The 25,790-nt window shown below is 61.2% G+C and carries 25 protein-coding genes; 8 read left to right on the top strand and 17 right to left on the bottom strand.

Going from position 1 to position 25,790, the window contains the following annotated elements:
* Positions 1-46: 46 nt before the first annotated feature.
* From cueR to OH720_RS03115, 3 genes are all read right to left on the bottom strand, one after another.
* Positions 47-472 carry a Cu(I)-responsive transcriptional regulator gene (gene cueR / locus OH720_RS03105; protein WP_272604527.1) on the bottom strand — a complete coding sequence of 142 codons (426 nt, stop codon included), beginning with the start codon at positions 470-472 and terminating at the stop codon, positions 47-49.
* Positions 469-2,862, bottom strand: a complete 2,394-nt coding sequence (locus tag OH720_RS03110) for a heavy metal translocating P-type ATPase (protein ID WP_272604528.1) — start codon at positions 2,860-2,862, stop codon at positions 469-471. Before OH720_RS03110 ends, cueR begins: the two co-directional genes overlap by 4 nt.
* Before the next feature lie 197 nt (positions 2,863-3,059).
* A complete protein-coding gene (locus tag OH720_RS03115) occupies positions 3,060-3,443 on the bottom strand; it encodes a hypothetical protein (protein ID WP_180204124.1) in 384 nt (127 codons plus the stop codon).
* 159 nt (positions 3,444-3,602) lie between these two features.
* Here OH720_RS03115 and OH720_RS03120 point away from each other — a divergent pair, with 159 nt between their 5' ends.
* Together OH720_RS03120 and OH720_RS03125 are read left to right on the top strand one after the other, a co-directional pair.
* Complete coding sequence (locus OH720_RS03120; RefSeq protein WP_272604529.1) at positions 3,603-3,800, top strand: heavy-metal-associated domain-containing protein; 198 nt, start codon at positions 3,603-3,605, stop codon at positions 3,798-3,800.
* Positions 3,801-3,891: 91 nt separating this feature from the next.
* On the top strand, positions 3,892-5,088 hold the full coding sequence (locus OH720_RS03125; RefSeq protein WP_272604530.1) for a multidrug effflux MFS transporter: 1,197 nt from the start codon (positions 3,892-3,894) through the stop codon (positions 5,086-5,088).
* 8 nt (positions 5,089-5,096) lie between these two features.
* Here the strand turns inward: OH720_RS03125 and OH720_RS03130 are convergent, their stop codons facing one another.
* A complete protein-coding gene (locus OH720_RS03130; protein ID WP_008066222.1) occupies positions 5,097-5,267 on the bottom strand; it encodes a hypothetical protein in 171 nt (56 codons plus the stop codon).
* 144 nt (positions 5,268-5,411) lie between these two features.
* The gene (locus OH720_RS03135) at positions 5,412-6,425 is read right to left on the bottom strand and encodes a zinc-binding alcohol dehydrogenase family protein (protein WP_272604531.1); all 1,014 of its coding nucleotides are present in this window, start codon (positions 6,423-6,425) and stop codon (positions 5,412-5,414) included.
* A gap of 126 nt (positions 6,426-6,551) precedes the next feature.
* Between OH720_RS03135 and OH720_RS03140 the strand changes: the two genes are divergently transcribed.
* Together OH720_RS03140 and OH720_RS03145 are read left to right on the top strand one after the other, a co-directional pair.
* Positions 6,552-7,481, top strand: coding sequence for a LysR family transcriptional regulator (locus tag OH720_RS03140; RefSeq protein WP_272604532.1), 930 nt, complete (start codon positions 6,552-6,554; stop codon positions 7,479-7,481).
* Positions 7,482-7,707: 226 nt separating this feature from the next.
* Positions 7,708-8,442 (top strand): ArsR/SmtB family transcription factor, encoded by a 735-nt coding sequence (locus OH720_RS03145; protein ID WP_272604533.1) that lies wholly within the window; start codon positions 7,708-7,710, stop codon positions 8,440-8,442.
* 10 nt (positions 8,443-8,452) lie between these two features.
* On the opposite strand, the gene OH720_RS03150 is transcribed toward OH720_RS03145, so the two are convergent.
* From OH720_RS03150 to OH720_RS03160, 3 genes are all read right to left on the bottom strand, one after another.
* Positions 8,453-9,406: an adenosine deaminase gene (locus tag OH720_RS03150; protein WP_020796340.1), complete on the bottom strand. Its 954-nt coding sequence runs from the start codon at positions 9,404-9,406 to the stop codon at positions 8,453-8,455.
* A gap of 78 nt (positions 9,407-9,484) precedes the next feature.
* Positions 9,485-10,453, bottom strand: a complete 969-nt coding sequence (locus OH720_RS03155; RefSeq protein ID WP_272604534.1) for a 2-oxoglutarate and iron-dependent oxygenase domain-containing protein — start codon at positions 10,451-10,453, stop codon at positions 9,485-9,487.
* Positions 10,454-10,596: 143 nt separating this feature from the next.
* Positions 10,597-11,670: a BMP family ABC transporter substrate-binding protein gene (locus tag OH720_RS03160; RefSeq protein ID WP_272604535.1), complete on the bottom strand. Its 1,074-nt coding sequence runs from the start codon at positions 11,668-11,670 to the stop codon at positions 10,597-10,599.
* Positions 11,671-11,955: 285 nt separating this feature from the next.
* Here OH720_RS03160 and OH720_RS03165 point away from each other — a divergent pair, with 285 nt between their 5' ends.
* Complete coding sequence (locus OH720_RS03165; RefSeq protein ID WP_272604536.1) at positions 11,956-13,047, top strand: calcium:proton antiporter; 1,092 nt, start codon at positions 11,956-11,958, stop codon at positions 13,045-13,047.
* Positions 13,048-13,076: 29 nt separating this feature from the next.
* On the opposite strand, the gene OH720_RS03170 is transcribed toward OH720_RS03165, so the two are convergent.
* The 3 genes from OH720_RS03170 to OH720_RS03180 all read right to left on the bottom strand — a co-directional run bounded on the left by OH720_RS03170 (position 13,077) and on the right by OH720_RS03180 (position 15,643).
* Complete coding sequence (locus OH720_RS03170; protein ID WP_272604537.1) at positions 13,077-14,435, bottom strand: 8-oxoguanine deaminase; 1,359 nt, start codon at positions 14,433-14,435, stop codon at positions 13,077-13,079.
* Positions 14,436-14,584: 149 nt separating this feature from the next.
* Positions 14,585-15,268, bottom strand: coding sequence for an SDR family oxidoreductase (locus OH720_RS03175; protein ID WP_272604538.1), 684 nt, complete (start codon positions 15,266-15,268; stop codon positions 14,585-14,587).
* 18 nt (positions 15,269-15,286) lie between these two features.
* Positions 15,287-15,643, bottom strand: coding sequence for a MerR family transcriptional regulator (locus OH720_RS03180; RefSeq protein ID WP_032831955.1), 357 nt, complete (start codon positions 15,641-15,643; stop codon positions 15,287-15,289).
* Between the two features lie 84 nt (positions 15,644-15,727).
* Here OH720_RS03180 and OH720_RS03185 point away from each other — a divergent pair, with 84 nt between their 5' ends.
* Positions 15,728-16,216 (top strand): hypothetical protein, encoded by a 489-nt coding sequence (locus OH720_RS03185; protein WP_272604539.1) that lies wholly within the window; start codon positions 15,728-15,730, stop codon positions 16,214-16,216.
* Here the strand turns inward: OH720_RS03185 and OH720_RS03190 are convergent.
* The 6 genes from OH720_RS03190 to OH720_RS03215 form a co-directional block, all read right to left on the bottom strand.
* Complete coding sequence (locus OH720_RS03190; RefSeq protein ID WP_272604540.1) at positions 16,213-17,139, bottom strand: ABC transporter permease; 927 nt, start codon at positions 17,137-17,139, stop codon at positions 16,213-16,215. The two genes, OH720_RS03185 and OH720_RS03190, sit on opposite strands and share 4 nt — an antisense overlap.
* On the bottom strand, positions 17,139-18,248 hold the full coding sequence (locus OH720_RS03195; RefSeq protein ID WP_272604541.1) for an ABC transporter permease: 1,110 nt from the start codon (positions 18,246-18,248) through the stop codon (positions 17,139-17,141). The genes OH720_RS03190 and OH720_RS03195 overlap by 1 nt, the downstream gene beginning before the upstream one ends.
* 11 nt (positions 18,249-18,259) lie before the next feature.
* A complete protein-coding gene (locus tag OH720_RS03200; protein WP_272604542.1) occupies positions 18,260-19,813 on the bottom strand; it encodes an ABC transporter ATP-binding protein in 1,554 nt (517 codons plus the stop codon).
* A 559-nt stretch (positions 19,814-20,372) separates the two neighbouring features.
* Positions 20,373-20,954 (bottom strand): IMPACT family protein, encoded by a 582-nt coding sequence (locus OH720_RS03205; protein WP_272604543.1) that lies wholly within the window; start codon positions 20,952-20,954, stop codon positions 20,373-20,375.
* A gap of 7 nt (positions 20,955-20,961) precedes the next feature.
* A complete protein-coding gene (locus OH720_RS03210; protein ID WP_272604544.1) occupies positions 20,962-21,612 on the bottom strand; it encodes a TetR/AcrR family transcriptional regulator in 651 nt (216 codons plus the stop codon).
* 88 nt (positions 21,613-21,700) lie between these two features.
* Positions 21,701-22,621 carry a LysR family transcriptional regulator gene (locus tag OH720_RS03215; protein WP_008063924.1) on the bottom strand — a complete coding sequence of 307 codons (921 nt, stop codon included), beginning with the start codon at positions 22,619-22,621 and terminating at the stop codon, positions 21,701-21,703.
* Positions 22,622-22,760: 139 nt separating this feature from the next.
* Between OH720_RS03215 and OH720_RS03220 the strand changes: the two genes are divergently transcribed.
* Together OH720_RS03220 and OH720_RS03225 are read left to right on the top strand one after the other, a co-directional pair.
* Positions 22,761-24,110: an aspartate aminotransferase family protein gene (locus tag OH720_RS03220; RefSeq protein ID WP_008063922.1), complete on the top strand. Its 1,350-nt coding sequence runs from the start codon at positions 22,761-22,763 to the stop codon at positions 24,108-24,110.
* Positions 24,111-24,185: 75 nt separating this feature from the next.
* A complete protein-coding gene (locus OH720_RS03225) occupies positions 24,186-25,679 on the top strand; it encodes a CoA-acylating methylmalonate-semialdehyde dehydrogenase (protein WP_008063919.1) in 1,494 nt (497 codons plus the stop codon).
* The last annotated feature ends 111 nt before the right edge of the window (positions 25,680-25,790 follow it).

Below are 25,790 nucleotides of genomic sequence, written 5' to 3' on the forward strand. Positions count from 1 at the left end.
CAACTTTGATGTATCAGACAGACCGCTATCGCGAGCAGGCTCACTCCTACAGGGGGTTGTGGTGGTTGGCAGGTGTGGCACAACACCCCGACTCAAGATTCTTCAGAATCGGACAATCCGGTCGATGATCCCCCTGACAATGCTCAACCAGGTCCTGCAACGTATCGCGCAGTTGCCCCAGCTCACGAATCTTCTGGTTCAACTCATCGATATGCTGCCGTGCCAGCGCCTTCACATCGGCACTGGCACGCTGGCGGTCCTGCCAGAGGGTCAGCAGCTTGCCGACCTCCTCCAGGGAAAACCCCAGGTCCCGGGAGCGCTTGATGAACGCCAGCGTATGCAGGTCATCGTCGCTGTACACCCGGTAACCGCTGTCGGTGCGATGGGCCGCCTTGAGCAGGCCGATGGACTCGTAATAACGAATCATCTTCGCACTCAGGCCGCTGTGGCGGGCTGCTTGGCCGATGTTCATCGGTTGTCCTCCAGATCCTCGGGTTTCCAGGTTTTCAACAGTAGCGCATTGCTCACCACGCTCACACTCGACAACGCCATCGCCGCACCGGCCAGCACCGGGTTGAGGAAACCGAAGGCCGCCAAAGGAATGCCGATCAGGTTATAGACGAAGGCCCAGAACAGGTTCTGCCGGATCTTCGCGTAGGTCTTGCGGCTGATCTCCAGCGCCGCGGGTACCAATCGCGGATCGCCGCGCATCAGGGTGATCCCGGCGGCGTGCATGGCCACGTCGGTGCCGCCCCCCATGGCAATGCCGATATCCGCCGCGGCCAGTGCCGGCGCATCGTTGATGCCGTCGCCGACCATCGCCACCACACCGGTTTTCTTCAACGTGGCGACTTCGGCGGCTTTGTCTGCCGGCAGCACTTCGGCGTGTACGTTCTTGATACCCAGTGCATCGGCGACCACTTTGGCGCTGCCACGGTTGTCGCCGGTCAGCAAGTGACTGCTGATATGGCGTGCGCTGAGTTGTTGCACGGCTTGCAGCGCGCCAGGCTTGAGCGTGTCACCAAAGGCGAACAATCCCAGTACTCGCGGTGCAGGGCTTTGCTCGACCAGCCAGGACAGGGTCCGGCCTTCGGTTTCCCAGGCCGTTGCCGAATCGGCCAATTCACCTGCGCTCAATCCGCTCTCTTGCAGTAGACGCCGATTACCCAGCGCCAGCCGACGGCCATCAAGACTGCCGGCAATGCCGCGCCCCGTCAGGGACTGGCTGTCGCTGACATCGGCCACGGTCAGGCCGCGTTGTGCGCATTCGTCCAGCACAGCCTTGGCCAGCGGATGCTCACTGCCGCGTTGCAAAGCGCCGGCCAGTTGCAGCAGGGTGCTTTCGTCGCCTTCGATGGCACTCAAGTGAGCGATGCGCGGGGCGCCAGAGGTCAGGGTGCCGGTTTTGTCGAACACCACCGAACTGACTTCATGTGCACGTTCCAGCGCTTCGGCGTCCTTGATCAGGATCCCATGACGCGCCGCCACCCCGGTGCCGGCCATGATCGCCGTCGGCGTTGCCAGGCCCAGTGCGCAAGGGCAGGCGATCACCAGCACGGCCACGGCATTGATCAGCGCGGTTTCCAGCGGCGCGCCGTACAGCCACCAGCCGATCAGGGTCGCGAGTGCCAGCAGCAGGACCACCGGCACGAAAACCTGGCTGACTTTATCCACCAGTTTCTGAATCGGTGCCTTGGCCGCCTGAGCGTCCTCAACCAGCCGAATGATGCGCGCCAACACCGTTTCCGCGCCGAGTGCCTGGGTGCGCACCAGCAGGCGACCTTCGCCATTGATCGCGCCGCCGGTGACTTGATCGCCGGGTTGCTTGGGCACCGGCAGGCTTTCGCCACTGATCAACGCTTCGTCGGCATGGCTCTGGCCGTCGACCACTTCACCGTCCACCGGAAAGCGTTCGCCGGGTTTGACCAGCACCAGGTCATTGAGGCGCAGGGCGCTGATGGACACTTCCTGCTCACGGCCGTCGACCACCTGGATCGCCCGCTCCGGGCGCAGCGCTTCCAGGGCGCGAATGGCGCTGGCGGTCTGGCGCTTGGCGCGGCTTTCCAGGTACTTGCCCAACAACACCAGGGCAATCACCACGGCCGAGGCTTCGAAGTACAGGTGCGGCATGCGCCCGGCGGCGGTGGCCCATTCGTAGACGCTCAAGCCATAACCGGCGCTGGTGCCCAGCGCTACCAGCAGGTCCATGTTGCCAGCACCGGCACGCACGGCTTTCCAGGCGACCAGATAAAACCGCGCGCCGAGGATGAATTGCACCGGCGTGGCCAAGGCGAACTGCGCCCAGGCGGGGAGCATCCAGTGCACGCCGAACGGTTGCAGCAACATCGGCAAAACCAGCGGCAAGGCGAGGACAATGGCCGCGATCACGGCCCAGCGCTCGCGGTGCAGTCGGCTTTGCTGCGTGTCGATGTGGGGCTGATCGTCTTGCCAGACGCTGGCGGCGTAGCCGGCCTTGGTCACGGCGTCGATCAGGGTTTGCGGGTCGACCTGTCCGAGCAGCTCAAGATGAGCGCGTTCATTGGCCAGGTTGACGCTGACGCTCCTGACCCCCGGCACCTTGTTCAGTGCCCGTTCGACCCGGCCGACGCAGGAGGCGCAGGTCATGCCGTCGATGCTCAGTTCCAGGCGCTGTTGCGGAACGCTGTAACCGGCTTTTTGTACCGCCTCCATCAAGGCCGGCAGGCTGTCGACCGGCGCTTGAACCCGGGCCTGCTCGGTGGCCAGGTTGACGCTGACGGCACTGGCACCGATGACTTTGCTCAAGGCGCGCTCGACACGCCCGGCGCAGCTGGCGCAGGTCATGCCGGCGATCGGCAGATCGAAAGTAGTGGATTCGGACATCGGTCACGCTCCCTGTAGAAGTTGCCTACAGGATCAACCTTGCCATGCTGGCAAGGTCAAGCGCAAAGATCGGTCGCACCGCGTTATCGTTCTGTGCTTTTGTAGGAGCCAGGCTTGCCGGCGAACCAGACGCCGTGGTGTGTCTGCTGCACCGCGTTATCGTTCTTCGCCGGCAAGCCTGGCTCCTACAGGGGGGATCAGTAGCCGAGGCCGGCACGCTTGAGATACATCCCGTCCTGGGTCATCGCAATCCGGTACTTCAACACATCACCGGCCTTGAGTTGAATATCCTGCGAACCCGGCGCCAGCATGCCCGGGTTGCACCCCGGTGCCTGGCCTGGCAGCAGCTTCAGGCGCAGCGACACATTGCCTGGCGGCAAGTTGAACGAAGTGCTTTGCTCCTGGAACAGTCGCGCCGCCAACTGGTCCTGGATATACACGCCGATCTCGCAGCTGGTTGCGACTTCCAGGCGCTCGCGGGAAATGATCAACACGCCATAATCCTCCCCGGCGGCATTGACCGGGGTTGTGGCGGTGAAAAGGCTGAGCAGGCCAAACAGGCTGAAAGCTGACCAGCGCATGGCTGAATCTCCTGGGATCAAGTCGTAGATGAACGCAGCTTGGCCGAGCGCGAAGCCGATTGCCAGCCCGGCAGGTCATGTCAGAACTTGACCTTGCCATGGTGGCAAGCTCGAGACTGTAGGTCACTTCATTCAAGCGCCCCATTAAAGGAGTCATCCATGCAAGTGTTCAACGTTGAAGGCATGTCCTGCGGTCACTGCGTCAAGGCGATCACCCAGGCTGTGCAGGCCAGGGACCCGGCGGCGAGTGTGCGGGTCGATCTGGCGGCCAGGGAAGTCGGCGTCGAGAGCGCATTGAGCGCCGAGCAAGTGATCGCGCTCATCAGTGAAGAAGGCTATCGCGTGAAGTTGGTCTGATTTTTTAATAGTTAGCGAGCTAACTTAATGTTCAAGGCGTCCATGCGCGGCTAGACTGTCGGCCTGCCGACTTCTGTCCCATGGGTGCCTGATGAATTTTCGCACAATCCTGATTCTTGGCGCCTTGAGCGCTTTCGGTCCGCTGGCGATCGATTTCTATCTGCCGGCGTTCCCGGCGATGGCGCTCGCCTTCGGCACCGACGAAAAACACGTTCAGCTGACGTTGGCCGCGTATTTCCTTGGCTTGTCCATTGGCCAGCTGGCCTACGGCCCGGTGGCTGACCGTTTCGGGCGACGCATTCCGCTGTTGATCGGCGTCGGGCTGTTTACCGCCGCTTCGTTGGCGTGCGCGTATGCGCCGAACCTGGACTGGCTGATCGGCGCGCGGTTCATCCAGGCACTGGGCGGTTGCGCAGGGATGGTGATCTCGCGGGCGGTGGTCAGCGACAAATGCGATGCGGTGGGCTCAGCAAAAGTCTTTTCGCAATTGATGCTGGTGATGGGCCTGGCGCCGATTCTTGCGCCGATGCTCGGCGGCTTGCTGGTCAACACCACAGGCTGGCAGTCGATATTCCTGGCACTCACCGGTTTCAGCGCCTTGGCAGGCCTGGCCGTGGCATTGGGCTTGCCGGAAAGCATGCCCGCCCATTTGCCCCGCCAACCCTTGGCCGGGGCGTTGCATCAGTACGCACGTTTGCTCAAGGACCCGGTGTACCTCGGCCATGCCTTGACGGGCGGTATCGCCATCGCCGGCATGTTCTCCTACATCGCCGGGTCGCCGTTCATCTTCATCAAGCTCTATGGCGTGCCGGCCGAACATTTTGGCTGGTTCTTCGGTGCCAACGCGGCGGGGTTCATCCTGGTGGCGCAGGTGAACGCGCGACTGTTGGCCAAGCGCGGTCCGGCGTTCCTGCTGACACGCACCGTGTGGATTTACCTCGGTGCCGGCCTGGCGTTGCTCGCCGTCAGTGCGTTGCACACCACAGAGCTCTGGCCGCTGCTGATTCCATTATTCGTCTGCATCGCCAGCCTCGGTTGCATCCTGCCCAATGCCTCGGCCTGCGCGATGAACGGCCAGGGCGCCCGCGCCGGCAGTGCCTCGGCCATGCTCGGATGCCTGCAATTCAGTGTCGCGGCAGGCGCCGCGGCGCTGGTCGGGGTCTTGCACGACGGCAGCGCCATGCCGATGGCCATGGTCATCAGCCTGTGCGGGATTCTGGTGGTGAGCGCGGCGCTGCTCACCCGGCGTTTGCAGAATGCCCGGGCGCTGGTGCAAGCCCAGGTTTGAGGGCGGACTCAGCCAACAGCGCGCTGTTGGCGGTCGGGTATCTGGTGCGGGGCGTGTAATCGCGCTTCAAGGGTATTGGTGAAGGCGCGGGCTTCGGCTTCGCTGCGGAATGTGACGGCATGTTGATCCAGGCGGACCTGCCACTGGGACTTTGCCAATTCTTTTATCAGGATCTTCATTACTGACCTCCTCAAGTAAAAGATTGTCTCGCAGAGGCTTCGATTGTAGTCCTGAATACGAACGCTATTGTGACAAGGCACAACTCTCGGACTGACGGTTTGTAACAAAAAACATCGCAGTCCGAGGGCGGCGCCTGCAGGCGCTTAAAACCCTTCCAGCACAATCTTGCCCTTGGATTTTCCGCTTTCCAGCAGTGCATGGGCACGTCGCAGGTTCGCGGCATTAATGGTGCCAAAGTGTTCGCCGACCGTGGTTTTCAGGGTACCGGCATCGATCAGCTCGGCGACCCGGTTGAGCAGTTTGTGCTGTTCGATCATGTCCGCGGTTTCGAACAGTGAGCGGGTGTACATGAACTCCCAGTGCAGCGACAGGCTCTTGCGCTTGAGCTTGGTCACGTCGAGGGTTTTCGGGTCGTCGATCAGTGCCAGCTTACCTTGCGGTGCCAGCGCTTCGACCAGTTGATCCAGGTGATGATCGGTCTGGGTCAGGCTGGCGACATGGGTCACCTGATCGATGCCGGCCTGTTTTAGGGCCTGGCTCAGTGGCTGGCTATGATCGATCACCTCATCGGCTCCCAGCGCCTTCACCCAACTTTGGGTCTGCGGGCGCGAAGCGGTACCGATCACGTTCAGGCCCGTGAGCTGTTTGGCCAGTTGCGTGAGGATCGAGCCGACGCCACCGGCCGCACCGACGATCAGCAGGCTCTGGCCTTCATCGGTTTTTCCTTCGCGTACCTGCAGGCGCTCGAACAGCAATTCCCAGGCGGTAATGGCCGTCAGCGGCAGGGCAGCGGCCTCAGCGAAACCGAGGGTTTTCGGCATATGGCCGACGATTCGCTCATCCACCACGTGCAGCTCGCTGTTACCCCCGGCGCGGGCGATGGAGCCAGCGTAGAACACCTTGTCGCCGGCCTTGAACAATGTCACTTCACTGCCCACCGACTTGACCACACCTGCCACGTCCCAACCCAGAACTTTGGCCGCGCCGGCTTCAGGCTGGACGTTCTGACGGACCTTGGTGTCCACCGGGTTGACCGAGATGGCCATGACTTCCACCAGCAGGTCACGAGGGCCGGCGACCGGCTCTGGCAGTTCGATGTCTTGCAGGGCGTTTTCATCGCTGATCGGCAGCGAGGCGTAGTAAGCAACGGCTTTCATGGAAGACTCCCAAATAGCTATCTGAAGAAAGATTCGATGGGGCGGATGATTGGCTATTTCTATGCAAGATAAAACCGGCTAAAACAGCAGTCTCTTTCAATATTTTTTTGATAATAAAGGCTTCACATGCTGCGATTCGATGATTTGCAGTTGTTTGTCCGGGCGGCGGACCTTGGCAGTCTGTCTGCGGCCGCACGGGGCATGGACATGTCGGCGGCGGTGGCGAGCGCTGCGTTGAAGCGCATCGAACAGCAGTTGGGCGCCCGGCTGCTGGCCCGCTCCACCCGCAGCCTGCGCCTGACCGCCGAAGGCGAAGGTTTTCTCGAGTACGCCCGAGCGGCCTTGAGTCATCTCGACGAAGGCCGGCGTTTGTTGGCCAGTGGCCAGGATCAGGTCAGCGGCGTCCTGCAGTTGTCGGCACCGTCGGACTTTGGTCGCAACCTGCTGCTGCCCTGGCTGGATGAGTTTCAGCGCGAGCACCCGAAGCTGACCGTGCGCCTGCTGCTGGGCGACCGCATCGCCGATCTGTTCCGCCAGCCAGTGGACATCGCGCTGCGCTACGGCGAGCCGGAAGACTCCAGCCTGGTGGCGCTGCCCATCGCCCCACACAATCGTCGCGTGCTGTGTGCCGCGCCCGACTATCTCGCCCGGCGTGGCGAGCCGCGACAATTGGAGCAACTGGCCCAGCACAATTGCCTGCTGTTCATGCTGGGTAGCCGGGTACATGACCATTGGAGTTTTCATGACGGCAAGCGCGAGGTCGGCCTGACCGTCAGTGGCGATCGTTTCAGTGACGATGCCGATGTCGTGCGCCTGTGGGCCCTGGCAGGGGCCGGCATCGCCTATAAATCCTGGCTCGACGTGGCCGCCGATGTGCTCGCGGGGCGCTTGAAAGTGCTCATGCCGGAGCTGCTCTGTGAGCGCGCACCGCTGAATCTGTTGTGCGCCCATCGCGCACAATTGAGCAAGCCGGTGAACCTTCTGCGGGAAATGCTTGCCAGCCGATGCGCCCGCTTGAGTAGTCATTTTCCAGGCTTATCAAGAATCGATCATTAGTCGCAGGTAAAAAGCGAAATTTCCCTCAGGAACTATCAGCATCGGCGGTTTGCAGGGAGCAGGATCTGGCGGGCAACCGGCCTATACTAACCCTCGCCTCGTGAACGCACCGTCGATCCTAAGGGCGAGCCCGGTTTATGGCAGTTTCCACGTTTGGCCGACAGCACATGACGGGTCAAGATATCTCTGAGCAGCAGGACGATACGATTCAACAGGGAGTGAATACATGGAACATGCACCTTGCATCAGCCAGATAGCCACGTTGCTGGCTGACCCGAAGCGCAGCGCAATGATGTGGGCATTGATGGACGGTTCGGCGCGACATACCGAAGAATTGGCATTGATGGCCGGCCTGTCACCGTCTTCGGCCAGTGCGCACCTGGGACGGCTGTTGGCCGGAGGCCTGTTGAAAGTAGAAGCCCGTGGGCGTAAGCGCTTCTTTCGCCTGACGGCGCCCGAAGTCGGTGTCGCGATCGAAGCCCTGGCCAGTGCCACGCTGGCCAGCACACCGCAGGATATCCCGGACATCTTCAAACGCGCCGCCCCCTTGGCCAAACCTCAGCCGAGGGGTTCATCGTTGTTGCGCGCACGGCTTTGTGACGACCATCTGGGTGGCACCCTGGCTGCCGACTTGTACCAGCGCCTGCTGGAGGCGGGCTGGATCGAACAGTTCGATCAACGGGTCACGATTACACTCAAAGGCTCGACGCAGCTGGCGTCACGCGGTGTGTTCATTCAGGCGCTGGCCCATCGCAACGGCAAGGTTGCCTGTGCGTGTCCCGACTGGAGCGAAAGACGCCCGCACCTGGGCGGTGCCCTGGGTGCGGCGTTGTTGCAGCTGTTCATGCAGTCCGGTTGGTTGAGCTTGCCCGTGGACTCTCGTGCCCTGCAGCTTACCGCCGCCGGGCAGAAAGAAATTCACCGTTTCGCCAAACAGACCGAGCTTGAAATGGCCCTGTAGACGGGCGGTCTCAGGGTTTCACCAACCGGGCATCCAGGCTGTTCTGCGCCAGGCGTTTGGCCTGGTCCTGGGTCATGCCCAGATCGGTATACAGGGCATGGAAGTTTTCCGTGACGTAACCGCCGAAGTAGGCCGGGTCATCGGAGTTCACGGTCACTTTCACGCCACGCTCGAGCATGTCGAGAATATTGTGCTGCGACATGTGATCGAACACACAGAGCTTGGTGTTGGACAGTGGGCACACGGTCAGCGGAATCTGCTCGTCGATGATGCGCTGCATCAAGCGCTCGTCTTCGATGGCGCGCACGCCATGGTCGATGCGCTGGATTTTCAGCAGGTCGAGGGCTTCCCAGATGTATTCGGGCGGGCCTTCTTCACCGGCGTGGGCGACCGTCAGGAAACCTTCGCCACGGGCGCGATCGAACACGCGCTGGAATTTGCTCGGTGGGTGCCCCATCTCGGAGCTGTCCAGGCCCACGGCGACAAACGCATCGCGGAACGGCAGCGCCTGATCGAGGGTTTTCTGTGCTTGTTCTTCGCTCAAGTGGCGCAGGAAACTCAGGATCAAACCGCTGGTGATACCCAGTTGCTGCTCACCATCTTTCAACGCAGCCGCGATGCCGTTGAGCACCACTTCGAATGGAATGCCACGGTCGGTGTGGGTCTGCGGGTCGAAGAACGGTTCGGTGTGAATCACGTTCTGAGCCTTGCAGCGCAACAAGTAGGCCCAGGTCAGGTCGTAGAAATCCTGGGAGGTGCGCAGCACGTCGGCGCCCTGGTAATACAGGTCGAGGAATTCCTGCAGGTTATTGAAGGCGTAGGCCTTGCGCAGGGTTTCGACATCGCTCCACGGCAGGGCGATCTTGTTGCGTTCGGCCAGGGCAAACAGCAGTTCAGGTTCCAGCGAGCCTTCCAGGTGCAGGTGCAGTTCTGCCTTGGGCAGGGCGTTCAGCCAGTCGTACATAATTCTGTTCTCATCAGGTGCAATGGCGCCATTCTACAGGTGCTCATCGCAACAATTGGTAAAACCTGACCAGGCGGTTCATTCCGTTGCCTCCTGCTCCCGTCGATAAGCGTAGGTATCGGCGAAGCGTGACAGCAGGAACTGGGCGCAAGTGGTGGCGGGGTATTTCGCCGCCTGCTGCTCATCCTGACATCCGGGCAGGCATTCGATGCGGGTATCGGGGTGCGGCTCGGCAAAGAATGGCATCGAATAACGATCCACGCCCAACGGGCTGATCACCCTGTGCGGCGTCGACAGGTAACGGTCGTTGCTCCAGCGCGCCATCATGTCACCGAGGTTGACCACGAACGTCCCTTCGATCGGCGGGGCATCGATCCATTCGCCTTTTACGTTCCTGACTTGCAAGCCACCGGCGGCATCCTGGTAGAGCAGGGTGATGCAACCGTAATCGGTATGGGCGCCGGCACCTTGCTGCTCCCGGGAGCTGGCGGTGTGACGCGGCGGGTAGTGAATCATCCGCAGCACGCTGACCGGCTCACGAAAGCGCGTGTCGAAAAAGTCCCGCTCGATGCCGAGCGCCATTGTCATTGCCCGCAACAAGGTTTGCGCGAGCGCCTGCATGTCGACGTAGTGCTGCTCCATCAACGCCTCCCAACCTGGCAGCGATGGATGGCGGTTGGGGCCGCGCAACGGTTTTTCCGCCAGCACATCGGGATGGTCGAGCGGCAGGTGCAGGCCCATGTCGAAGGTTTCTTTCAGGTCGCTGGGTTTGCTCGGGTCGAGCTGCTCGGTGGCGATGGCGCCATAGCCGCGATGGTGGCGGGTCTGGGTGATGTCGATCTTGAGTTTTTCGGCGGTGGGCAGGGCGAAGAAACGCTGGGCGCTGTCGAGCACGGCGTCGATACGCGCGGCGGAAATCGGGTGACCCTTGATATAGAAAAAGCCCCATTCGCGGCAGGCGTGGTCGATTTGCTTTGCCACGGCGGCCCAGGCGCTTTGATCGTCGCTGTAGAGCGGGGCGATGTCGATGATGGGAAGCTGGTTCATACACAATCCTGAATACGCTGAAGATCAAATGTAGGAGTGAGCCTGCTCGCGATGAGGGCATGTCAGGCAACATCTGTGCTGAATGACACAACGCTATCGCGAGCAGGCTCACTCCTACAGGGGATTTATGTTGTGGTGAAGAACTACTTCGGCATGTCAGCCTTCATGCCTTCCACGTAATAATTCATCGATGCCAGTTCCGTATTCGTCGCGCTCACCCCCGCGGGTATTTTTTCGGCCCCGGCCTGGTCCTTGATCGGCCCGGTAAACGGCTGCAGCGCGCCGCTCTTGATGTCGGCGATGATCTGCTCAGCTTCAGTTTTCACCGCCGCCGGCACCAGGTCGCTGATCGGCAGTTCAACGGTGCCTTCCTTCAGGCCACCCCAGTAATCCTGGGTTTTCCAGCTGTGGTCGATCACGCTCTGGGTCGCTTGCAGATAATGCGGCGCCCAGTCGTTGACGATGGAGGTCAGTACCGCCTTGGGGCCGAAATGCGCCATGTCCGAAGCGTAGCCCACGGCATACACGCCGCGACGTTCAGCGGCCTGGATCGGCGCCGGGCTGTCGGTGTGCTGGAACACCACGTCCACGCCCTGGTCGATCAGCGCGTTGGCGGCATCGGCTTCCTTGCCCGGATCGAACCAGGAGTTGACCCACACCACTTTGATTTCGGTGCCGGGGTTGTACTTGTTCAGGGCCAGTTGAATGGCGTTGATGTCGCGGATCACTTCCGGGATCGGGAACGAGGCGACGTAGCCGATCTTTTTGCTTTTGGTCATCTTTGCCGCGAGGAAACCGCCGACGTAGCGACCTTCATAAGTGCGCGCCAGGTAGGTGCCCAGGTTCTTGTCCTGCTTGTAGCCGGTGGCGTGTTCGAACGTCACATTGGGAAACTGCTTGGCGACCTTGAGTGTCGGGTTCATGTAGCCGAACGAGGTCGTGAAGATCAGGTCGTACTTGTCCTTGGCCATGTTGCGGATCACTCGCTCGGCGTCGGCGCCTTCGGCAACGTTTTCCACATAGTTGGTGGTGATGCGGTCGCCGAGTTTCTCCGCGAGTGCCTTGCGTCCCTGTTCATGCTGATACGTCCAGCCGTGGTCGCCGATCGGGCCAATGTAGACGAAGCCTACTTTCAGTGGGGCAGCGGCAGAGGCGCTCAGGCTGATCCCGAGGCCGATGGCGGCGCACAGCAGTTTGTGCAGTGGACGTATTTGCATGAATTCGAACTCCCTTTTGTTGTGGTTGGCAGGGGCAATGCAAATTGCTGACCAACAGGACAACAAACGACCTGAAACCGCAGCGCGCCCTTCGCGGGCAAGCCTCGCTCCTACAGAGCGGCGCCAACCCGTAGGAGCGAGGCTTGCCCGCGAAGAGGCCAGTACGGCCAGTAAAAGTGCATGACTCGAACCGGCTGCCATCCACTGGTGCGCTAAGGTGAAACGAAACGTTAGCGCCGCGCCGCAGTCAGTCGCATATCGCTCCTCCACGGCAAAAGGCCCGACATGCTCACCGTCCTCAAGCAAGAAACCTTTCTGCTGCTGGCCTTGATCGCCGCCCTCGTCGCGTTCCCGTTGGAGCACTGGTTGCTGCACAGCGGCCAGGCGGTCGCGCTGACTGGCGGCCTGGTGCTGATCGCATTCATCGTCGCCGCCTCCATGCGTGTCGCCCATCAGGCCGAACTGCTCGCGGAAAAGGTCGGCGACCCCTACGGCACGATGATCCTGACCCTGGCCGCCGTGCTGGTGGAAGTGGTGATCCTGGCGATCATGATGAGTAACGAAGCGTCGGCCACGCTGGTGCGCGACACGATTTACTCAGCCGTCATGCTCGATATCAACGGCATCCTCGGCCTGGCGGCGTTGATGGGCGGACTCAAGCACGGCGAACAGTCCTACAACGACGATTCGGCGCGCAGCTACAGCGTGATGATCCTGACCGCCATGGGCGTGTCGATGGTGGTGCCGGAGTTCATTCCCGAGGGCGACTGGAAGCTCTATTCGGCGTTCACCATTGGCGCGATGGTGGTGCTTTACGCCTTGTTCCTGCGGATGCAGGTCGGGCCGCACAGTTACTTTTTCAGCTACAGCTACCCGGAAAAACGCCGCAAGAAGGAACCGCTGGAGCAGGAGCCGGCACCCATCAGCCTGTCGTTGTCGATCGGCATCCTGGTGTTCGGTGTGGTGGTGATCGGCGCCTTGGCCGAAGTGATGTCCAAGACCCTCGACCTGGGGCTGGAAGGGACGGGCGCACCGCCGGTGATCACGGCGATCCTTGTGGCGGCCATCTCGGCCGCACCGGAAATTCTGACGGCATTGCGCGCGGCGCTGGCCAACCGCATGCAGTCGGTGGTCAACATCGCCTTGGGGGCGTCACTGTCGACGGTGATCCTGACGGTGCCGGTGATGGAGGCGATGGCGCTCTACACCGGGCAGCCGTTCCAGATGGCGATGACCCCGGTGCAGACCGTGATGATCTTCATCACCCTGATCGTCAGCGCGATCAACCTCAACGATGGCGAAACCAACGCCATCGAAGGGATGACTCACTTTGTGCTGTTTGCGACGTTCATCATGTTGTCGCTACTGGGCCTGTAGGAGCGAGGCTTGCCCGCGAAGGCGTCCGATCAGACGCCCGCGATCAACTGCCGAGCCGCCTGGCTGTGATCAGCAATCAACCCCTTCAGATCCAACCCCTCGACCTGCCCGTCGATCACTCGCCACTTGCCGCCGACCATCACCCGATCCGCACGGTCCGCGCCGCACAACAGCAGCGCTGAGACCGGATCGTGGCTGCCGGAGAAACGCAGCTCGTCGAGCTTGAACAGCGCCAGGTCAGCCTGCTTGCCCACGGCGATTTCACCGATGTCGCTGCGCCCGAGCAAACTGGCCGAGCCTTTGGTCGCCCAGCCCAGGACGCGCTCCGGAGTGATCTTCTCGGCACCGTAGCGCAGACGCTGGATGTACAACGCCTGACGGGTTTCGAGCATCATGTTCGACGCATCGTTGGAGGCAGAACCGTCCACGCCAAGACCGAGCAACGCGCCAGCATCGGTCAGCTCGATGGTCGGGCAGATACCGGAGGCCAGGCGCATGTTCGAGCTCGGGCAATGGCAAATGCCGGTGCCGGCGGCGCCGAGGCGGGCGATTTCATCCGGGTTGAAGTGGATGCCGTGTGCCAGCCAGGTACGCGGACCGAGCCAGCCGACGCTGTCCAGATAATCCACGGTGCGCAGGCCAAAGCGCTGCAGGCAGAAATCTTCTTCGTCGAGGGTTTCGGCCAGGTGCGTGTGCAGGCGCACATCGAGTCTGTTCGCCAGTTCCGCGCTGGCGGACATGATTTGCGGGGTGACGGAGAAAGGAGAGCAAGGCGCCAGGGCGATCTGGATTTGCGCACCTTCGCCCCGTTCGTGGTACTCGGCGATCAAGCGCTGGCTATCGGCCAGGATCACTTCACCTTCCTGTACGGTTTGCTGCGGCGGCAGGCCACCGTCCTTTTCACCCAGGCTCATGGAACCGCGCGTCAGCATGGCGCGCATGCCCAGTTCGCGGACGCTCTCGACCTGTACGTCGATCGCATTTTCCAGGCCTTCCGGGAATAGGTAGTGGTGGTCGGCGGCCGTGGTGCAACCGGACAACAGCAGTTCGGCCAGCGCGACTTTGGTGGCGAGGGCGAGTTTTTCCGGGGTCAGGCGTGCCCAGACCGGGTACAGGGTTTTCAGCCACGGAAACAACGGCTGGTTGACCACTGGTGCCCAGGCGCGGGTCAGGGTTTGATAGAAGTGGTGATGGGTGTTGATCAGCCCCGGCAGGATCACATGCTCGCGGGCGTCGAACACTTCATTGCACGGCGCGGAAGGCTGTTGACCGAGGCCAAGCACTTCGACGATCACACCGTCTTGCAGCACCAGGCCGCCACGGGCATCGAGGTCGTTGGCCGTGAAAATGGCGAGGGGATTTTTTAACCAGGTACGGGTCGCAGGCATGTTGGCCGGCTCCTCTGAAAGTTGGGTTCAGGGTTGCCAGCTCAGTGTTGCCCTGTCTGCTGATCCAGGGTCGCCGGGGAGGCGAGGTGCGAAGTGTCGATCAAAAGGGCTTCGCGGGCAAGCCTTCCCCGACAAAGGTGTGGGTGGTGTTACCAGGGAATGGTTTCACCCCTGTAGTTGATGAAGTGATGCCCGCCCTTGCCGGCATACGCATTCACCTGGTCAACCAGCCCGCGCGTGCTGGTGTCCACATCGATGTCAGCGCCTTCACCGCCCATATCGGTTTTCACCCAGCCCGGATGCAGCGACAGCACGGTGAGGCTGGTTTCGCCCAACTGGGTGACGAAGCTGTTGGTCATGGAATTGAGTGCAGCCTTGCTGGCCTTGTACAGCGCCAGTTCCGGCGCGTCGGGCATGGTCACGCTGCCCAATACCGAGCTCATGAAGGCCAGCACGCCGCCGTCCGGGCGGATTTGCCCGACGAAGCGTTGCGCCAGGTTGATCGGCGCCACGGCGTTGGTGAAGAACAGTTGCCCAACCTCGGCCAGGGTCGCGCCACCGTCTGGCGTCTGCACCTCAGGACCTTTTACCCCGGCGTTGACGAACAGCAGGTCAAACAATTCGCCCTTGAGTTGCTGACTGAGCATGATCACTGCTTGCTGATCGTCCATGTCGAGTTTCTCGATCCGCACCTGGCCCAATGCTTTCAGGGCCCCGGCGTTTTGCGGATTGCGCACGGTGGCGGTGACTTGCCAGCCGTCGGCAAGCAGGGTTTTCACCAGACCGAGGCCAAGGCCGCGGGAGGCACCGATGATCAGTGCGTTTCTGGACATGTGTGGCTTCCTTGAAGTTCAGAGACGTGGATTCAATGGACAAGCTTGTCCAAGCCGTTGTTGCAACTCATCGCGCAATGCGCCCAGTTCGGCCATGCGCGCTTCGATCAGTTTGAGCTTGTCTTGCAGCAATCGTGTGACGGCACTGTCCGGATCGGGCGACTGCCAGATGGCCCCGACACTGTGACCGATCTCACCGAGGGTAAAGCCCAGCCGTTGAGCGGTCTTGATGTACTGCACCAGTTGCACCATGTCGGCCGGATAGTCGCGATAACCATTGGCGCTGCGTTGTGCGGCGATCAATCCGCGCTGCTCATAGAATCGCAGCGTGTCGCGGCTGACGGCGCTGGCCTGGGCTAATTCACCGATGCGCATCATCACGTCTCATGGAGGGCTTGACCCTGGAGCATACTCCAGGCTTTAGCCTGGTTGCTCCCGGAAATTGATGGAGCAATGTCGATGTGGACTTCAACTCAGTATCGCTGCCTGGTTCGCGGCAGTGCCTGGTATGACCTGATCGTGACGGCCGCGTTTGTCACGCCGTGGAGTTTTGCCGCGTTGCACGGGCTTTTGACAGGGGTGAGCCAGGCGTTGAGTTTGCCCGGTGAGTTGCCACCGTTCGAACCGGTGCACATGTTGATGGCGAATCTGTTGGGGTCGATTGTCTGCGTCTGGTCGGTGCTGCGGATACGTGATCCGCAGCAGGTTTATGGGCGGTATGACGCCGTGGCCAGGTTTCTGTTTTCGGCTTGGCAGCTGTATGCCCTGGCCCATGGTGCAAGTTCATTGCTGGTGATTTTTCTGTTCTTTGAGTTGGCGTGGGGCATTGCTCAACTGTTGCCTGTGCGGGCCCCTTCGCGGGCAAGCCCGCTCCCACATAACCGCGTCCGTCGCAGTACCTGTGGGAGCGGGCTTGCCCGCGAAGAGGCCAGACCAGACAACCACTAATGCCCAGCCTGCCACGGCTGCCCCAACGAAACCGGCGCATACAAGCGCGTGCGCACCTTGTCCCGAGATAGCAGCACCAGCACCACAATGGTCGCCACATACGGCAGCATCGCCAGCAAACTCGATGGAATCGCCAGCCCCAGCCCCTGCGCCACCAGGTGCAGGATGCTGGCGAGTCCGAACAGGTAAGCGCCCAGCAGCAAGCGCCATACCCGCCAACTGGCGAACACCACCAGTGCCAGGGCAATCCAGCCGCGGCCGGCGCTCATGTTTTCCGCCCACATGGGTGTGTAGGCCAGCGACAGGTACGCGCCGGCCAGTCCCGCCATCGCGCCGCCAAACAACACCGCCAAGGCCCGCACGGCCAACACCGGCAAGCCCATGGCACTGGCGGCATCCGGGTTTTCGCCGACTGCCTGGATGATCAGCCCGACACGGGTTTTCAGCGTCGCCCAGGCCACCAGCGCAAACAGCGCGAATGACAGGTACACCAGCAGATCCTGGGCGAACAGCATACGTCCGATCAGCGGTATCTCGCTCAGGTAAGGCAGCGCCACCGGTTCGAAGCCCGCCAACGGTTTGCCGACCCATGCCGCACCGACAAAGGTCGACAGTCCCACGCCGAAAATCGTCAGGGCCAGCCCGGTGGCCACCTGGTTGGCGTTGAACACCAGCGCCACCAGGGCAAACAACGATGACAACAGCATCCCGGCGAACATCGCCAGCAATACGCCCAGCCACAGGTTGCCGGTGCTGAACGCGATGATGAAACCCATCACCGCGCCAAACAGCATCATGCCTTCCTGGCCCAGATTGAGTACGCCGCTTTTCTCGCAGACCAGTTCGCCCAGCGCCACCAGCAGCAGCGGCGTACCGCAGCGAACCATGGCGTAGAAAATGTTGCTCAGCAGATCGATATCCATCAAAGCGCACCTACTTGTTGTACGGCGGAGGCGGGTGCGCGGCGTGTCCAGCGCAGGTTCAAGCGGGGTCGGTAGAGAATCAGCACATCACAGGCCAGCAGGAAAAACAGCATCATCCCCTGGAACAATTGGCTGATCGCTTGCGGCAGGTTCAAGCTCATCTGCGCACTCTCGCCACCGATGTACAGCAGCGCCATCAACAAGCTGGAAAACACAATGCCAATGGGGTTCAACCGCCCGAGAAACGCTACGGTGATCGCCGCATAGCCGTAACCCGGCGACACTTGCGGCACCAACTGGCCGATCGGCCCGGTCACCTCGCACGCACCCGCCAGGCCCGCCAGGCCACCGCTGATCAACAGCGCCAGCCAGATCAGGCGCTTTTCGCGAAAGCCGACGAAACCGGCCGCGCGCTTGTCCAGCCCCAGCACCTTGATCTGGAACCCGACGAAGCTTTTGTGCAACAACACCCACACCGCCACCAGGGCGAGCAGGGCGAAATACACGCCGGCGTGAACCCGGCCATCCTCCATCAGCAGCGGCAAACGGCTGGCGTCACCGAACATCGCCGACTGCGGAAAATTGAACCCTTCCGGATCTTTCAGGGGACCGTGGACGCAAAACAGCAGCAGGTTCAGGGCGATGTAATTGAGCATGATGCTGGTAAGGATTTCATTGGCGTTGAAGCGCGTGCGCAACCACGCCGTCAGCCCCGCCCACGCGGCGCCGGCCAGGGTCCCGGCAAGCAGGATCAGGACCAGTGCCCAGCGACTTTGCATCTCGATGAAGTTCACCGCCAACGCGCTGCCAGCCAAGGCGCCGAGCAGCAGTTGGCCTTCGGCGCCGATGTTCCAGATCCGCGCCTGGTAGGCAACGGCCAGGCCCAACGCACAGAGCAGGATCGGCAATGCTTTGACCAGCCACTCGGAGAGGCCATACAGGTCGCTGATCGGCGCGATCAACAGCGTATGCAACGTCAGCAGCGGATCGTGACCCAATGCGATAAACAGCAATGAGCCACAGCCCAGGGTCAGGACCGCCGCCAACAGCGGCGAGCACCACAGCATCAGGCTTGATTGCTGGCCACGGGGTTCAAGGGAAAGCAGCATGTGAGACTCCGTTAACGTGTTGCGCAGGCAGGTAATTGAGGGGCGTCAAACTGGCCGGCCATCCAGCCACCGACATCGATCAGGCGGGTGTCGACGGTAGCCTTGAGCGGTGATAACCGGCCGCTGCACAAGGCACCGAGGCGGTCGCTGATCTGGAACAGTTCGTCGAGGTCTTCGGAAATCACCAGGATTGCCGCGCCAGCATCGCGCAGGGCAATCAGCGCACGGTGGATGGTTGCGGCCGCGCCGACATCCACGCCCCAGGTCGGGTGCGCGGCCACCAGCAATTTCGGTTGTTGAAGAATCTCCCTGCCCAGGATGAATTTCTGCAAGTTGCCACCGGACAGGCTGCGGGCTGGCGCCTGGGTGCCGGAAGCCTTGACCCCGAAGCGGTCAATGATCGCTTGCGCCAGCAACTGGACCTTGCCGCGCTGGATCAGCCCCTTGCTCACCAACCCTTGCTGGAATGCGCTAAGCAGGGCGTTGTCGGTCAGGCTCAGATCCGGCACGGCGCCATGTCCCAGTCGTTCGGCCGGGACGAAGGCCAGTCCGCGTTGGCGACGGGCATCGGCACGTAGATGCGCGACCGGTTCGCCGCCGAAACTGATGGTTGCCGCATCATTGCGGCCCAGCCGTTCTTCGCCGCTGAGCAACGCCAGCAGCTCATCCTGACCATTGCCGGCGACACCGGCGATGCCGACTATTTCACCGGTGCACACGGCCAGGTCGATGGCCTTGAGCGAGCAACCGAACGGGTCCGGGTTGTGCCAGGACAAACCTTGTATGTTCAAGAAAACATCGGTGCCCACCACCTTTGGGTAATCGGCGATCAACTCCGCCGCTTCGCCAACCATCAGGTGCGCCAGTTGCCGATCCGAGTAGTCGGCCGGCACGCAATGCCCGGCCACTCGCCCGCCACGCAACACGGTCGCGCTGTGGCACAACGCACGCACTTCGGCGAGTTTGTGGCTGATGAACAAAATGCTGCAGCCCTCGGCGGCCAGTCGACGCAGGGTCACGAACAAGTCCTCGGCCTCTTGTGGGGTCAACACCGAGGTCGGTTCGTCGAGAATCAGCAGGCGGATGTCCTGCATCAGGCAGCGGATGATTTCCACCCGTTGCCGTTCGCCGATGGACAGGCTGTGGACCAGCCGCTGCGGCTCCAGCGCCATGCCGTAGCGTTGCGACACTTCACTTATCTTATGTTCAAGCTGATTGGGCGAGCCTGCCGCCGGCCCCATGGCCAATGCGATGTTCTGCGCCACACTCAGGGTTTCGAACAGCGAGAAATGCTGGAACACCATGCCGATCCCCAAGTCGCGAGCCTGGGCCGGGTTGCGCAGGTTCACAGGCTGGCCATGCCAGAACATCTCGCCAGCGTCGGCATGCACGACGCCGTAGATGATTTTCATCAAGGTGCTTTTGCCCGCACCGTTTTCGCCGAGCAACGCGTGGATCTCACCAGGCGCGATAGTCAGATCGATAGCATCGTTGGCCAGGCAGCCGGGGTAGCGTTTACTGATGTTGCTCAGTTGCAAACGGGGCGTTGGATCGGCGGTGGGCATGACAGGCTCGATTCGATTGAATGGATGCCTGTGGATAAAGCAATTTTCTGGCCATCAGGTCAGGAAATATTCCTGGCGCCCGTATGTCAGGGCGTTGAGTTAGCTGTCGAACTGGAGGTCATCGCGAGCCAGGCACCACATAAGTGCAACGCCGTTGATCTGCTCTCGTTTTGCGCGTGGGCTATTGATCAAAAAATGAGCACTCGAGCGCAAGCCATGCCCAATATGCAACCGCGCCAGCCATGAACGGGTTATCCACAGATTGCTCCACAGTATTTGTGCGCAAGCCCAAGGGACGGGCATAAGCGTGGGGCGGCTTTCTTCTAAAAGTGCTATACCAACCTAACTGATTGTTTTTATTTGGATTTAGCAATTTTATAGGTGAAATGGACGAAAAATGAACAAAGCCCGCAAAGCCGCATGACAGAAGGGTTACAGCGGTATGTGCTCAGGTTATCCACAGCCGGGTGCACAGCAGATGTGGGCAACTATGGAATATGGGAAAAAGTGCGGCGCCCCAAAAGATCGCAGCCTGCGGCAGCTCCTCCAGGTTGCTCGTTCAGCGCTCCAACACAATCCGCCCGCGACTCAAATCAGCCAACTGAGATTGCAACGTCTGGATCTGCCCGGCGCCCACCGCCAGTTGCAGTTCAACGCCATTGGCCGTGAAATCCTCCTGCACCACCAGCCCACCGAGTTCCGCAACCCGCAGCTTGACCAATGCCAGCTCACCGAACGCACAAGCGCATCGCACCGGCACCCGACTGATCAACTCAACCTTCGGTGCCGCTTGCAGGCATTTGTTGGCGCCGCCGCCATAGGCTCGGGCCAAGCCACCGGTGCCCAGTTGAATGCCGCCATACCAGCGAATCACCAGTACGACGACTTGATCGCAATCCTGGGCTTCGATGGCCGCCAGGATCGGCCGTCCGGCCGTGCCGCCCGGCTCGCCGTCGTCGGTGCTGCGGTATTGATCGCCGAGCTTCCACGCCCAGCAATTGTGCGTGGCGTTCGGATCGCTGTGTTGGGCGATGAAGGCCTGGGCTTCGGCGGGGCTGGCGATCGGCGCGGCGAAGGTGATGAAGCGGCTTTTGCGAATATCTTCGCGGTATTCGCAAAAGTCGCTGAGGGTAAAAGGCATAGGGCTCTTAGAGGGTAGGTGTCAGGCCGCAGCCTTTGAGAATGATACGGATCAGGTTGTTGCCGGCGTCTTCCATGTCCTGCTTGGTCAGCTTGCTACGTCCGCTGACCCGGCAGATCTGCGTGGCGAAGTCGGCGTAATGCTGGGTGCTGCCCCACAACAGGAAAATCAGGTGCACCGGGTCGACCGGGTCCATTTTGCCAGCGTCAATCCATGCCTGGAATACCGCGGCACGGCCCTGGAACCAGGCGCGATAGTCCTGGTTGAAATATTCGGTCAGGCATTCGCCGCCACTGATGACCTCCATGGCGAAGATTCGAGACGCCTGCGGCTGGCGCCGGGAAAACTCCATCTTGGCGCGGATGTAGCGGGTCAGGGCTTCGGCGGGGTCGTCCTGGGCGGTCAGGGTATTGAAGGTGCTGTCCCACAACTCGATGATGTTGCTCAGCACCGCCACGTACAAACCGAGTTTGTTGGTGAAGTAATAATGCAGGTTCGCCTTGGGCAAGCCGGCATTCAGGGCAATGGTGTTCATGCTGGTGCCCTTGAACCCGTGGCGGGCGAACTCGTCCTCGGCGGCCTTGATGATGGTCTCTTCGTTTTTCTGACGAATACGGCTGGCGGGTTTGCCGCTGTGAGCTGGGACTTCAAAGGTCATGGGCACTTCCGATCAAGTGGGTTGCGGGCCAGGACGTTGATAGCGCACCCACAGGTTCCAGACAAGTCCCGGTTCGATAAAACCCCGGTCAGCGCGTCGCGGCCAGGCTTTCCAGGAAGCTTTCCAGCACCAGGTGCGGGCGACGTCCCTTGCGGGTCACCGAGGCCAGGCTCAAGTCATAAAACCGCGTCTTGGGTTTCAGCGCGCGTAGGCGACCCTGCTGCACCCAGAGGCTCGCGTAATGGTCTGGCAGGTAGCCGATGTAGCGCCCGGTCAGGATCAGGAACGCCATGCCTTCGCGGTCCGACGCGCTGGCGGTGCAGTTGAGTGCCTGGTAATGCGCCTGGATATCCGCGGGCAAACGAAAGGTCGGGGCGATGGCGTCCTGGCTATTCAGGCGCCCGTCGTCCAGCTGCTTGTCGTCGACATAAAACAAAGGGTGACCAACCGCGCAATACAGCAATGAGCGTTCGCTGTAGAGCGGCTGATATTCCAGCCCCGACAACGCGCTGGCCTGGGGCACCACGCCGACATGCAGGCGCCCGTCGAGTACGCCTTGTTCGACTTCGTTGGGCGCGATCATGCGGATCTGAATCTGCACATCCGGACCGCGTTCCTTCAATTGCGCCAAGGCGTGGGTGATGCGCATGTGCGGCAGGGTGACCAGGTTGTCGGTCAGGCCGATGGTCAACTCGCCGCGCAGATGCTGGTGCAGGCCGTTGACCTCGGTGCGGAAACTTTCCAGCGCACTCAACAGCTGCAACGCCGATTGATAAACCTCGCGACCTTCTTCCGTCAGGGAAAACCCGGCGCGACCGCGTTGGCACAGACGCAAGCCCAGGCGCTGCTCCAGGTCGCTCATCTGCTGGCTGATCGCCGAGCGACCGATACCAAGCACGCTTTCAGCCGCGGAGAAGCCACCGCATTCAACCACGCTGCGAAAGATCCGCAGCAGGCGGATATCGAAGTCGCTGACTTGCGCCAGTGGATCGGGGCGGCGGCTACTCATGCTCTTACTCGATAGTTTAGTGGTGGGCTGACTGAAGGTTACAAAAGTTGGATTTCACCGACTTTATCCCCGTGGCAACTTAGCTGCAACTACGGTTTTTTAACCCCTACGCCGTTTATTGCCTTGCGAGGTTTCGCCCATGAACTTGCCCGAGAACGCTCCGACATCCCTGGCCAGCCAGCTCAAGCTCGACGCTCACTGGATGCCGTACACCGCCAACCGTAACTTCCAGCGCGATCCGCGCCTGATCGTTGGCGCAGAAGGCAGCTGGCTGATCGACGACAAGGGCCGCAAAGTCTATGACTCGCTGTCCGGGCTGTGGACCTGCGGTGCGGGCCATACTCGCAAGGAAATCCAGGAAGCGGTCGCCAAGCAACTCGGCACTCTCGATTACTCGCCAGGTTTCCAGTACGGGCATCCGCTGTCGTTCCAGCTGGCGGAAAAGATCACCGACCTGACGCCGGGCAACCTGAACCACGTGTTCTTCACCGACTCGGGTTCCGAGTGCGCCGACACGGCGGTGAAGATGGTGCGTGCCTACTGGCGCCTCAAGGGCCAGTCGACCAAGACCAAGATGATCGGTCGTGCCCGTGGCTACCACGGCGTGAACATCGCCGGCACCAGCCTCGGCGGCGTGAACGGCAACCGCAAACTGTTCGGCCAGGCGATGATGGACGTCGACCACCTGCCGCACACTTTGCTGGCAAGCAACGCTTACTCCCGTGGCATGCCGGAGCAGGGTGGTATCGCCCTGGCTGACGAACTGCTCAAGCTCATCGAACTGCACGATGCGTCGAACATCGCGGCAGTATTCGTCGAGCCATTGGCCGGTTCCGCTGGCGTGCTGGTTCCGCCACAGGGTTACCTCAAGCGTCTGCGTGAAATCTGTGACCAGCACAACATCCTGCTGGTGTTCGACGAAGTGATCACCGGTTTCGGCCGTACCGGCACCATGTTCGGCGCCACCACCTTCGGCGTGACCCCGGACTTGATGTGTATCGCCAAGCAAGTCACCAACGGCGCGATCCCGATGGGTGCGGTGATTGCCAGCTCCGAGATCTACCAGACCTTCATGAATCAGCCGACGCCTGAATACGCGGTGGAATTCCCCCACGGCTACACCTATTCCGCACACCCGGTGGCGTGCGCCGCGGGCCTGGCAGCACTCGACCTGCTGCAAAAGGAAAACCTGGTACAGAGCGTCGCCGAAGTCGCACCGCATTTCGAAAATGCGCTGCATGGCCTCAAGGGCACCAAGAACATCATCGACATCCGTAACTATGGCCTGGCGGGTGCGATCCAGATTGCACCACGTGACGGCGACGCCATCGTGCGCCCGTTCGAAGCGGGCATGGCCTTGTGGAAAGCCGGTTTCTACGTGCGTTTCGGCGGCGACACCCTGCAGTTCGGCCCAACGTTCAACAGCAAGCCGCAGGACCTGGATCGACTGTTCGACGCGGTCGGCGAAGTGCTGGGCAAGATCGACTGATTTCTTCTTCTATAGACCTACAAACAACGGGCGTGCCGATCGGGCGCGCCTGTGGACAACTTTTCAGGAGCTTCCATGAGCGTTATTCCGCATTTGATCAATGGCGAACTGGTGACCGAGAACGGTCGCGCGGTTGATGTGTTCAACCCGTCCACCGGCCAGGCTATCCACAAGTTGCCGCTGGCGACCCGCGAAACCATCCAGAGCGCCATCGATGCCGGCAAGGCAGCATTCCCGGCCTGGCGCAACACGCCGCCGGCCAAGCGTGCCCAGGTGATGTTCCGCTTCAAGCAACTGCTGGAGCAGAACGAAGCGCGTATCGCTCAACTGATCAGCGAAGAGCACGGCAAGACGCTGGAAGACGCTGCGGGTGAATTGAAACGCGGTATCGAGAACGTCGAGTTCGCTTGCGCGGCACCGGAAATCCTCAAGGGCGAATACAGCCGCAACGTGGGCCCGAATATCGATGCATGGTCGGACTTCCAGCCGCTGGGCGTAGTGGCTGGTATCACGCCGTTCAATTTCCCGGCCATGGTGCCGCTGTGGATGTACCCGCTGGCGATCGTGTGCGGCAACTGCTTCATCCTCAAGCCGTCCGAGCGTGACCCGAGCTCGACGCTGCTGATTGCCCAGTTGCTGCTGGAAGCGGGTCTACCTAAAGGCGTGCTGAGCGTGGTGCACGGTGACAAGACTGCGGTGGACGCGTTGATCGAGGCGCCGGAAGTCAAAGCACTGAGTTTTGTTGGTTCGACGCCGATTGCCGAATACATCTACAGCGAAGGCACCAAGCGCGGCAAACGCGTGCAGGCCCTGGGCGGGGCGAAGAACCACGCCGTGCTGATGCCGGACGCGGACCTGGACAATGCCGTCAGCGCACTGATGGGTGCGGCCTATGGTTCCTGCGGCGAGCGTTGCATGGCGATCTCGGTAGCCGTGTGCGTCGGTGACCAGGTGGCGGATGCACTGGTGGCCAAGCTAGTACCACAGATCCAGGCGTTGAAAATCGGTGCTGGTACTTCCTGCGGTCTGGACATGGGCCCACTGGTGACTGGCCAGGCACGCGACAAGGTCAGCGGTTATGTCGAAGATGGCGTAGCCGCCGGTGCGACACTGGTGGTGGATGGCCGTGGCCTGACCGTCGCTGGTCACGAGGAAGGTTTCTTCCTGGGTGGCTGCCTGTTCGATAACGTCACGCCAGAAATGCGCATCTATAAGGAAGAGATCTTCGGGCCAGTGCTGTGCGTCGTCCGGGTCAACAGCCTGGAAGAAGCGATGCAACTGATCAACGATCACGAGTATGGCAACGGCACTTGCATCTTCACCCGTGACGGGGAAGCGGCCCGCTTGTTCTGCGACGAGATCGAAGTCGGCATGGTCGGCGTCAACGTACCGCTGCCGGTGCCGGTGGCTTACCACAGCTTTGGTGGCTGGAAACGTTCGCTGTTCGGCGACTTGCATGCCTATGGTCCGGATGGCGTGCGCTTCTACACCCGCCGCAAGGCCATCACCCAGCGCTGGCCGCAGCGTGCGAGCCATGAAGCTTCGCAGTTCGCTTTCCCTAGCTTGTAAGTAGAAGGGTAGAGAAGGAAGGCCGACCCATTGGGTCGGCCTTTTGTTTTTCGTGGTTTTTTAGCCATATGACAGTTTTATGAAAATAGCGGTTGACGGCAGATTCTGGGA

Source organism: Pseudomonas sp. WJP1, from assembly GCF_028471945.1.
GTDB lineage: Bacteria > Pseudomonadota > Gammaproteobacteria > Pseudomonadales > Pseudomonadaceae > Aquipseudomonas.